The sequence below is a fragment of the Pantoea sp. CTOTU49201 genome (assembly GCF_032054795.1).
GTDB classification, from domain to species: Bacteria; Pseudomonadota; Gammaproteobacteria; order Enterobacterales; family Enterobacteriaceae; genus Pantoea; species Pantoea symbiotica.
Genome location: NZ_DAMBSA010000134.1, coordinates 1 through 10,542, shown reverse-complemented (window position 1 = coordinate 10,542; position 10,542 = coordinate 1). Strand labels below are relative to the sequence as shown.

Sequence of the window (10,542 nt, the reverse complement as noted above, 5' to 3'; positions counted from 1 at the left end):
GACGGGTTTTCATGTCAATCGCCGACAGCGTACCGAACGGCGGAGCCTGACACGGAATGCCCAGCGGCGACATGAAGCGGTTTTTGTTAACCGCGTACGGTGTGCCTTTCAGCGGAACCGCACCCATACCGGTGTTGATGGCTTCGCCACCGTTGCTGGCTGCAGTCTTGCTGGTGTCTTGTGGGATCATCTGTACCCACAGGCCGAGACGCATGTCGTTAACGAACATGTACTGGTTGTTCGGGTCAAACGAGATACCGCCCCAGTTCATACCGCCCAGCGAACCTGGGAAGCTGAGGGATTTATCGGTATCCGGCACGGTGAACAGGCCATCGTAACGCATGCCTTTAAAGGCAATACGGCACGCCAGCTGATCAAACGGCGTTGCGCCCCACATATCCGACTCAGTCATTTTCTGATTGCCGATGTTTGGCATTTCCACTGAGTGCGGCTGAGTTTTGGTGTACTGCTCGTTCGGGATGTGACCCTGCGGCATCGGTAGCTCTTCAACCTTGGTCAAAGGCTTGCCGGTCAGGCGGTCCAGCACCCAAATCATGCCAGTTTTCGCGCCGATAACCACGGCTGGCTTGTTGGTGCCATCCTTCATCGGGAAGTCGACCAGGCTCGGCTGCATTGGCAGGTCGAAGTCCCACAGATCGTTATGCACGGTCTGATAAACCCACTTCTGCTTACCGGTGGTTGCATCCAGCGCCAGGATTGATGCGCCGTAGGTGTGATCCAGTTTGGTACGGTTCGCACCCCACAGATCCACTGACGAGCTTCCCATTGGCAGGAACACGGTGTTCATTGCCGGATCGTAAGACATTGGCGCCCACGAGTTCGGCGTACTGCGGGTGTAATCTTTACCCGGCATCAGCACCGCATTAGGGTCATCGTTGCCTGGGTCAAACGCCCAACGCATCTGACCAGTGATAACGTCGAAACCACGCAGCACGCCGCCAGGCATGTCGGTCTGTACGTTATCGGCAACGCGACCGCCCACAACAACGGTGGTACCGGCCATCGCTGGCGGTGAAGTCAGCTGATATTGCGGATCTGGCGCACTGCCGAGACCGGTTTTCAGGTCAACCACACCGTGCGTACCGAAGGTGTCGCACAGCTCACCGTTGTCGGCGTTGATAGCAATCAGACGCGCATCAATGGTGTTCATCAGAATACGACGCTGACAGGTATCGCCCGCAGGCAGCACAGCGGCAGTCACCGGCGTTGAGCCCGGCTCTGTTGGCTGCTGCAGCGGTTTAGTCGCGTCGAAATAGGCTAAGCCACGGCAGCGGTTCCACACTTCTGCCTGCGCGTTGATTTCGCGTTTCCAGATTTCCTTACCGCTGTCAGCTGCAACCGCAATCACATTGTTGTGCGGGGTGCACAGGAACAGAGTGTTGCCCACTTGCAGTGGAGTTTGCTGATCTTCCGCACCGTTACCGGTTGGGCTGATCGGCGTATCACCGGTGTGAAAAGTCCAGGCAACCTGCAAGTCTTTCACATTGTCGCGGGTAATCTGATCGATGGCAGCGAAGCGGTCGCCACCCGGCGTACGGCCGTAGCTGCTCCAGTCTTGCTGAGGTTTTGATTTATCGACCGGAATCAGCGGCAGCTGTTTACCGTCAAATGCTACGGTAGGATGCGGCTGGAACATTTGCACGAAGGTCGCCACCATGCCCACCGCGATCACCGCAGAGAGCACATAAGAGGCTTTCGCCAGAGAGCTTTTGCCTTCGCTTTTACGCAGAGCTGGCCAGGTGAGGAATGCAAACAGCATCAAGCCGGCTGGCACCATCAAACGTGATACCAGCGGCCAGAAATGCAAGCCTGCATCAAACAGTGACCAAATCAACGTGCCAGCAAACACCAGAATAAACAGGGTGACGGCGGATGATTTGCGACGGAAGAACTGAATGGCCGACAGCAACATGACGATACCGGCGATTAGGAAGTACCAGCTGCCGCCCAGCGCAACCAGCTTGCCGCCGCCGATAGCGAAGAACAAGCCGATAGCCAGCAGGACCAGGCCAAACAGTACGGACCAGATGCTCAGCCCTTTGCTGGGACGAGCGGAATTTTCTGCCATAACAAAAACTCTCCTGAAAAAATAAAGCGCTGGCGCCAGTAAATCTGTGGCAGCCGATAACAAGGCTCCAGCCGCAGCGGGAGACAGGAATAATTCCGTTACGCTTTATTTTATATCTATTGGTACGGGTGCAATGCCCGTGATTCGGCGCTTGTGAGCGAGGACACAACGCAGGTGAGAGTGATTCTCGCTACAAGGCGGCAGGATTGTACCACCTGGTACAATAAAAAGTGAATATCCATAACGCGGCAGTCACTGGTTAATAGCATTTTTGCTACAAATCCAGTCGTAAGCTATTAATAAATATGACGGCGTATCGTGACTTTTCTTATTGCGATGTTAAGTCGGGGATGAATTCGACACGTTTTTTGGAAATAAGGCCGTCGCCGTGCTGGCAGAAGTAGTCCACCGCACCGCAGGCTTTCAGCACCTGCAACGGTTGGTGGCAATCTGGACACAAGGCGATGTGAGCGAAATGATGTTCACAGCTGGGGCAGTTAAAACCGGTTTGATTGTGAGTGAGTCGTTGCTGACAGGCTGGGCAGGAAAAATTCATCAATTGTCCTCTGCGCTTTGGATGGCGGTCGCCATGAATGGCGACCCTACGCGTTACAGGTTCATAAAAAAAGGGCCCTGTTGGGCCCTTCTCATCTTAACGCTTGTTCTTCTTCAGATGCGACATCAGACGCTGACGTTTACGCTGCTGTGTTGGCGTCAACAGATTGCGTTTGCCCGCGTACGGGTTATCGCCCTCTTTGAACTGAATGCGAATCGGCGTACCCATCACGTTGAGTGAACGACGGAAGTAGTTCATCAGGTAACGTTTATAGGAATCGGCCAGATCTTTCACCTGGTTACCGTGAATCACCACGATTGGCGGGTTATAACCACCGGCGTGCGCATATTTCAGCTTCACGCGGCGACCACGCACCAATGGCGGCTGGTGATCATCGGCGGCCATGGTCATGATGCGCGTCAGCATTGCGGTGCCCACACGTTTGGTGGAGCAGTCGTAGGCTTCGGTCACCGATTCGAACAGGTTACCGACGCCGCTGCCGTGCAGGGCTGAAATGAAGTGGATGCGCGCAAAATCGATAAAGCCCAGGCGGAAGTCCAACATCTCTTTGACTTCATCTCTGGCTTCCTGCGTCATGCCATCCCATTTGTTGACCACGATTACCAGTGAGCGCCCACTATTCAGGATGAAGCCCAGCAGCGACAGATCCTGATCGGAAATTCCGGCACGCGCATCAATCACCAGCATCACAACGTTAGCGTCTTCGATCGCTTGCAACGTTTTGATAACTGAGAATTTCTCGACGGTTTCAGTGATTTTACCGCGCTTACGTACGCCAGCGGTATCAATCAGCACATACTCACGATCGTCGCGTTCCATCGGAATATAGATGCTGTCGCGCGTGGTGCCCGGCATGTCGAAGACCACGACACGATCTTCGCCAAGAATACGGTAGTCAGCGTTGACTTACCCACGTTGGGGCGGCCGACGATGGCGAGTTTGATTGGCAGTGTGGTTGGGTCGAAGTCTTCTTCTTCCTCTTCCTCCAGCGCCTTCTCACTCTCTTCTTCTAAATCGGCCCAATAGGCGGCGTTCTCTTCTTCTTCAGTGAGCTCGACTTCTGGAACGACTTCTTCCATCCACGGTAACAGTGCTGTTTCCAGCAGGCTGTTAACGCCACGGCCATGCGAAGCCGCAATGGCGTGAATCTCACCTAAGCCCAGCGCATAGAAATCCAGCACCGCTGCTTCCGGGTCGATACCGTCAGTTTTGTTGGCGACAACAAAGGTGGCTTTCTCACGCGCACGCAGATGATTGGCGATCTGCTGATCGGCTGGCATCACGCCCGCGCGCGCATCCACCATAAACAGCACCACATCGGCTTCTTCAATCGCCAGCAGCGACTGCTCCGCCATGCGGTTTTCAACGCCCTCTTCGGTGCCATCGATACCGCCGGTATCAATAACAATAAATTCGCGCCCTTCCACTTCGGCGCGACCATATTTGCGATCGCGAGTCAGTCCAGGAAAATCCGCCACCAGCGCATCACGTGTGCGTGTTAAACGGTTAAATAGCGTAGATTTTCCCACATTGGGACGCCCAACCAGCGCGACCACAGGTACCATAACACTTGCCTCAGTTTTTAAAATAATTCGCCCGAATGGCGTGATTATAACGACATTTGACGCCAGGCGTCAGGCTGAAGGCGCAAAGAATACCATGCCTGACTAAAAACGAAACGGCCCCTGACGAATCAGGAGCCGTGTAAGCGAGCGGGAAACGGGTTCCCGCCGAGCCAATTCCTTAACGGGTGATGGCGTAAACTTCTCCGCCTTTCGCCTGGATCAGCAGCTTGTCACCGGCGACAACCGGTTCAGTCTGGAAGCCATCGCTGTCCAGTTTCTGCTGCGCCACGAAGCGGCCGTCAAGGGTGTTGATCCAGTGCAGATAACCTTCGCTATCGCCCACCACCAGATAACCGTTGAACAGCACCGGTGAGGTCAGATTACGATGCAGCAGATCGCTTTGACGCCAGATGGCCACGCCACCGTCAGCATTCAGGGCAATCACACGGTCATCCTGATCGACCAGATAGATACGACCCGCATCCACCACCATGTCTTTCACGCCGCCAATTTCGCGCTTCCACAGAACCTGACCAGAACGCAGTTCCAGTGCGGTGAGGTTGCCGTTATACGCCAGCGCATAAATCACACCGTTTACCACAACTGGCGTGGTATCGACGTCGCTCAGGCGATCGATTTCCGTTGCGCCGCTTGGCTGCGAAATACGCTGCTGCCAAATCAGCTGACCTTGGTTGACAATGACTGCGCTCACGCGACCATTATCGCCACCGACGATTGCGCCACCAAAGGCCACGGTCGGAGCCGATTCACCGCGCAGTGACAGCGCAGGCATATCGAGGTTGACGGTCCATTTGATCACGCCAGTGCTCTGGTCAAGACCTTGCAACATACCGTTGCTGGTGTGGATCAGCACTAAACCGTCGCTCACTACCGGACGCGACAGCGCTTCACCGGCGACCTTGGTCTGCCAGGCAATGCCACCATCGCTGGTATTCAACGCAAATACCTGACCACGTTCGCTACCGATGTAGATGCGATCGCCGCTGGCCGTTACGCCGCCAGAAAGCAGTGCCGAGATGTTTTTCGAGAAGAAGCCGGTTTTCTCAGAGAGATCGACTTTCCATTTCTCTTTACCATTGCTGGCATCAAGCGCTTTAACCACACCAAAACGATCCGCAGCATACACGGTACCGTCCAGCCAGGCTGGATGCAGATTGGAATAGAAATCACCAACGCCGTCGCCGACTGAGGTGCTCCACGCGGTCTGCGGCGTAAACTGGTTTTCCACTTTAGGCAGCGGGGCCATTTTCACTACATCTTCTTCGCCGCTGAACAGCGAGCAACCGCTGAGCAGAGTGACTGAAATCAGCCCTGGCAGCAGGTATTTACGTAATTCCATGTGCGCTCTCTTGACTGGCTTAACTTAAGTTATTCATCTTCATCTGCAGCATTTGCTTCAGCGCAGGAGAGGCCTGCGATTCAGCACCTTTGCTCCAGGCATCACGCGCGCCCTGCTTATCGCCTTTGCTCAGCAGTGCTTCGCCACGAATGTCCGCCACAATGGCTGTCCAGCCATCACCTTTAACATTGTTAAGGGTAGAAAGTGCGGCATCGGCCTGACTTTGCTGCAATTGAATGCGTGCCAGACGCAGGTTAATCACCGCCTGCAGGTTGGCATCTTTGGTATCTTTCAGCCCACTCTGTAACAGAGTGATAGCTTTATCGAGCTGATTGGTTTCAACATACTGCTTAGCCAGATCCAGCGACGCCAACGCACCATAGGTGTTGTTGTTTTCGCTAGCGAAAGTGGCTACCGCTTCCAGCGAATCCGGCTTGTCCGCCTGCATCGCGCTGGTCAGCTGTTGATATTCTGCTGATGCCGCTTTATCGGTCCCTTCCTGATGGCTGGACCAGAAACGCCAGCCACCCAGCGCAGCGATACCGATGATTACGCCAACGGCCAGGAATTTGCCATTGTTGGCAAAGAACTGACGCAGTGCGTCAACTTGTTCGTTTTCGTTGCTGTAAACTTCCACGCAATCCCTCTCTTTAAAATGGCTGTTGCAGTGCTGCGCTTACTGCAGCAGCGTGCGCAACGTCGCAGCGGCGTCGCTCTGAGCCAGCGTCTGTTGATCGCCAGTACGCAAGTCTTTCACCACAACCTGGCCCGCTTTCACTTCATCTTCGCCCAGCACCAGCGCAATGCGTGCGCCCCACTTGTCTGCACGTCCAAACTGCTTCTTGAAGTTACCGCCACCGAAGTTGGTCATCAGTTTCAATGCCGGATCAGCATCACGCAGTTTTTCCGCCAGTTGCATCGCGGCGGACTGAACGCCCTGCCCCGAAGCGATAACATAGACATCAACAATGCGCGTCGGTTCAAATTCTGGATTAACCGCTTGCACCAGCAACACCAAACGCTCCATGCCCATGGCAAAACCAACCGCTGGCGTGGCACGGCCACCCAACTGCTCAACTAAACCATCGTAACGTCCGCCACCGCATACGGTGCCCTGCGAACCGAGGCTGCTGGTCACCCATTCAAACACGGTACGGTTGTAGTAATCGAGGCCGCGCACCAGGCGCTGGTTGATACGATATTTAATGCCCGCGTCGTCCAGCAAGGCGCACAGCCCGCTGAAGTGCTCGCGCGACTCCTCATCAAGGAATTCGCCCAGCGTTGGCGCATCGTTTAACAGTTTCTGGATGTCAGGATTTTTGCTGTCGAGCACGCGCAGTGGATTGGTGTACATGCGGCGTTTGCAATCTTCGTCGAGTACGTCCTGATGTTGCTCCAGGAACGCCACCAGCGCGCTGCGATAGTTGGCGCGCGCGTCCAGCGAACCGATAGAGTTCAGCTCAAGCTCAACGTGATCGGCGATACCTAACGCTTTCCACCAGCGCGCGGTCATCATGATCAGCTCAGCATCCACGTCCGGGCCTTGCAGACCAAAGACTTCCACACCCATTTGGTGGAACTGGCGATAACGACCTTTCTGCGGGCGCTCGTAGCGGAACATCGGGCCGGTGTACCACAGACGCTGTTCCTGGTTGTACAGCAGGCCGTGCTCGATACCGGCGCGCACGCAACCTGCGGTACCTTCCGGACGCAGCGTCAGGCTTTCGCCGTTGCGGTCTTCAAAGGTGTACATCTCTTTCTCAACCACGTCGGTGACTTCACCGATCGCGCGGCTGAACAACGGGGTGTGCTCAACGATTGGCAGACGGATTTCACTGTAACCATAGCTGGCCAGCACCTGCTTCAGGGTGCCTTCAATACGCTGCCAAATCGCGGTATCCGCCGGCAGGTAATCGTTCATCCCGCGAATCGCTTGAATATTCTTCGCCACGTTAGAATCTCTTTAAGACAAAAAAACCTGAGCGGCATCATACCTTATGAGGATGAAACCGCACAGGTTCAATCACAAACTGACACGCGACAGGCGCGCACCACGATTATTTTTCCAGCTGCTGCACGTTGATGCGGCGGCTTTCATCCAGCATGCTGGCTTTGGCGCGAATACGCGCTTCCAGCTGGTCGATCATGTCGTTGTTATCAAGACGATCGCGCTGACGCACACCATCTTCATAGAAGCCGCTTTTCTTGGCTCCGCCGGTCACGCCGAGAGTTGAAACTGTCGCTTCACCCGGACCGTTCACCACGCAGCCGATAATGGAAATATCCATCGGCGTGATGATGTCTTCCAGCCGCTCTTCCAGCGCATTCACCGTACCGATGACATCAAACTCCTGACGTGAGCAAGTCGGGCAAGCAATAAAGTTGATGCCGCGCGCGCGGATGCGCAGAGATTTGAGGATGTCGTAGCCGACTTTCACTTCTTCAACCGGATCGGCCGCCAGCGAAATACGCAGCGTATCGCCAATGCCCTCGGCCAGCAGCAGACCTAAACCAATTGCCGATTTCACTGAACCGGCACGCGCGCCGCCCGCTTCGGTGATACCGAGGTGCAGCGGTTGATCGATGGCTTTCGCCAGCAAACGATAAGATTCAACGGCAAGGAACACGTCAGAGGCTTTGACGCTCACTTTGAACTGATCAAAGTTGAGGCGATCGAGGTGATCCACATGGCGCATCGCGGATTCGAGCAGCGCCTGCGGCGTTGGCTCGCCGTATTTTTCCTGCAGATCTTTTTCCAGCGAACCGGCATTCACGCCGATACGGATCGGAATATTGTAATGACGCGCACAATCCACCACCTGGCGGATACGCTCATTGTTGCCGATGTTGCCTGGATTGATACGCAGACAATCCACGCCATATTCAGCCACTTTCAGTGCGATGCGATAGTCAAAGTGAATGTCCGCTACCAGCGGCACGTTGACCTGTTGCTTAATCAGTTTGAAGGCTTCAGCCGCATCCATTGTAGGTACGGAGACGCGCACGATATCAACCCCGACGCGCTCAAGCTGGCGAATCTGGTTAACGGTGGCGTCCACATCAGTAGTGCGGGTGTTGGTCATTGACTGAACGGCGATGGGCGCACCATCGCCAACTGGCACCTTGCCGACGTAAATCCGTGTTGATTTGCGACGGATAATGGGTGCTTCGTTATGCATATTCTCTCTCCACAATTACCCGGAAAGCGCGCTGCGCGTTATTGCGCACCCAGCGTCAGACGGGCAACCTGGTTATTACGGATAAAACGACTTAAATCAACGGGCTGATTCTGATATTGCACGTCAACCGCACCTGGTGCGCCAATTTTCAGACGATACGGAGCCGTTCCGGACAAACTCAGCTTACCGCCGCTACGTTGCAGACCGCTGAATAACTTCTTGCCGGTCGCATCGCTGACTTCCAGCCAGCAATCGGCTTTGAAGTTCATCACGATGGCATTCGGATCGCCTGCCGGTTGGCTGACTGCCGCGTTCCCGGTAGGCATTTGGCCGGCAGGAACGCTGTTCGCTGGCGCCGGAGACGTCGCCGCTGGCGGTGCCGTATCAATCGGCGCCTGGCTTGGCGAAACCACGGCGTTGTCGCTGCCGTTGGTTTGCGCGGTATTGCTATTGCTCGCCGCAGGTGCGGCGGTATTGCTTTCCGGCGTGGCGACAGCGCCAGCACCGTTATCAACTGGCGTACCGGCTGCGTTGGTATCTGCATCGGCATTGCTGTCGGTGCTATTATCGCCCAATGGAATGGACTGGCTATTGTCGCCGCTGCCGTTTTGATCGGCCATCGACACCAAATCAGCCTGTGACGCTTTATGGTTCTGCCACCACCACGCACCGGTTAAACCGACTACGACGAAAATCACCAACCAGGTGAAGATCATCAGCCAGCCATCGCGCTTTTTACGACGCTTACCCAATGAGAAGCTCTGCATCGGCTCGATCTTAGCCGCGCGCACCGGAGCCTGTTTTGCCATCATCGGCAGCAGGTCATCTTCCGGTACATGCACCAGTCGGGCATAGGAGCGAATGTATCCGCGCAGGAATGTCGACGCTAAATCAGCAGGTGACTTATCCTCTTCAATATCACGCACGGTAGTAAGTTTCAGGCACAGGCGTTCAGCGACGTTTTGCTGGGTCAGCCCCATCTGCTCACGGGCCAGACGCAGGCGTTCACCTGTGGAATGTACTGCAGAATTCTCTTGAGTGGCTTCAGTATTCATTAGCTAAATAACGCTGGTACTGTATCGATTGTGGAAAACTTCGCGCCAACCGGTCGCCATAACGTGTAACGTCAGCAGCGTTTCCCTGTTGCGCGGCGAAACGTATCTGTAACCACAGGCTCTCTGCCGTTGCCGGCAAACGCTGATGGTACACTTCTAAAAGCAGCGGAACCGACTGCTGTTCCTGCTGTTCAAGCCGCCTTTCCACTTCCCTTAGCAGTTGACTGCCCTGCTCCGGTGCGGCATCCAGCGCGTAACCTAACTGCTCGCGCGCTGCGGCACTCTCATCAGCCTGCAGGTAACAATAGCCCGAAAACAGGAATGCATCCTGACGAGCATCGATTTCCTGCGCCTCAATTGCCAGCTTAAACTGTTGATGCGCTTCGTCATACTGCCTTAAACCGCAGAGAAACGCACCGTAATTGTTAGCCACATAACCATTCAGCGGCGCTAACTGCTGCGCCCGCTGATAGTGCCAGCGGGTTTGTGCGCTGTTCTGCTGCGCCTGCGCCACACGGGCCAGGGCCAACGGCACGCGATAATCTTTCGGCGCTGCCTGCTGAGCACGCAATAAATTGCGCTGTGCAGCGGCATAATCCTTCACCGCCAGATAATGCAATCCGAGCTGCAAACGGATATCCGCTGCACTCTGCTTTGCAGGGTGATTGACACAACCGGTTACAACAAAGCCAGCCAGAATCGCTGCGGGTAATCCTT

At 55.2% G+C, this 10,542-nt stretch carries 8 protein-coding genes and 1 pseudogene; all 9 read right to left on the bottom strand.

From position 1 onward, the window contains the following. Positions 1–2,089, bottom strand: a 2,089-nt coding sequence (locus tag RTY00_RS11475; RefSeq protein WP_312664520.1) for a membrane-bound PQQ-dependent dehydrogenase, glucose/quinate/shikimate family, incomplete at its 3' end; no start/stop codon positions are given. A 328-nt stretch (positions 2,090–2,417) separates the two neighbouring features. Then, positions 2,418–2,645, bottom strand: a complete 228-nt coding sequence (locus tag RTY00_RS11470; protein WP_312664518.1) for a zinc ribbon domain-containing protein — start codon at positions 2,643–2,645, stop codon at positions 2,418–2,420. Between the two features lie 96 nt (positions 2,646–2,741). Then, positions 2,742–4,231: pseudogene (der, locus tag RTY00_RS11465) on the bottom strand (ribosome biogenesis GTPase Der). 178 nt (positions 4,232–4,409) lie between these two features. Continuing rightward, positions 4,410–5,591: an outer membrane protein assembly factor BamB gene (bamB, locus tag RTY00_RS11460; protein WP_154155662.1), complete on the bottom strand. Its 1,182-nt coding sequence runs from the start codon at positions 5,589–5,591 to the stop codon at positions 4,410–4,412. A gap of 19 nt (positions 5,592–5,610) precedes the next feature. Next, a complete protein-coding gene (locus tag RTY00_RS11455; RefSeq protein WP_101763489.1) occupies positions 5,611–6,228 on the bottom strand; it encodes a YfgM family protein in 618 nt (205 codons plus the stop codon). 39 nt (positions 6,229–6,267) lie between these two features. Then, on the bottom strand, positions 6,268–7,542 hold the full coding sequence (hisS, locus tag RTY00_RS11450; protein WP_008108307.1) for a histidine--tRNA ligase: 1,275 nt from the start codon (positions 7,540–7,542) through the stop codon (positions 6,268–6,270). Positions 7,543–7,648: 106 nt separating this feature from the next. After that, positions 7,649–8,770 (bottom strand): flavodoxin-dependent (E)-4-hydroxy-3-methylbut-2-enyl-diphosphate synthase, encoded by a 1,122-nt coding sequence (ispG, locus tag RTY00_RS11445; RefSeq protein ID WP_008108306.1) that lies wholly within the window; start codon positions 8,768–8,770, stop codon positions 7,649–7,651. A gap of 38 nt (positions 8,771–8,808) precedes the next feature. Then, positions 8,809–9,825: a cytoskeleton protein RodZ gene (gene rodZ, locus RTY00_RS11440; protein WP_312664517.1), complete on the bottom strand. Its 1,017-nt coding sequence runs from the start codon at positions 9,823–9,825 to the stop codon at positions 8,809–8,811. Continuing rightward, the coding region (pilW, locus tag RTY00_RS11435) for a type IV pilus biogenesis/stability protein PilW (protein ID WP_312664516.1) at positions 9,815–10,542 on the bottom strand (728 nt) is incomplete at its 5' end. The genes rodZ and pilW, both read right to left, overlap by 11 nt.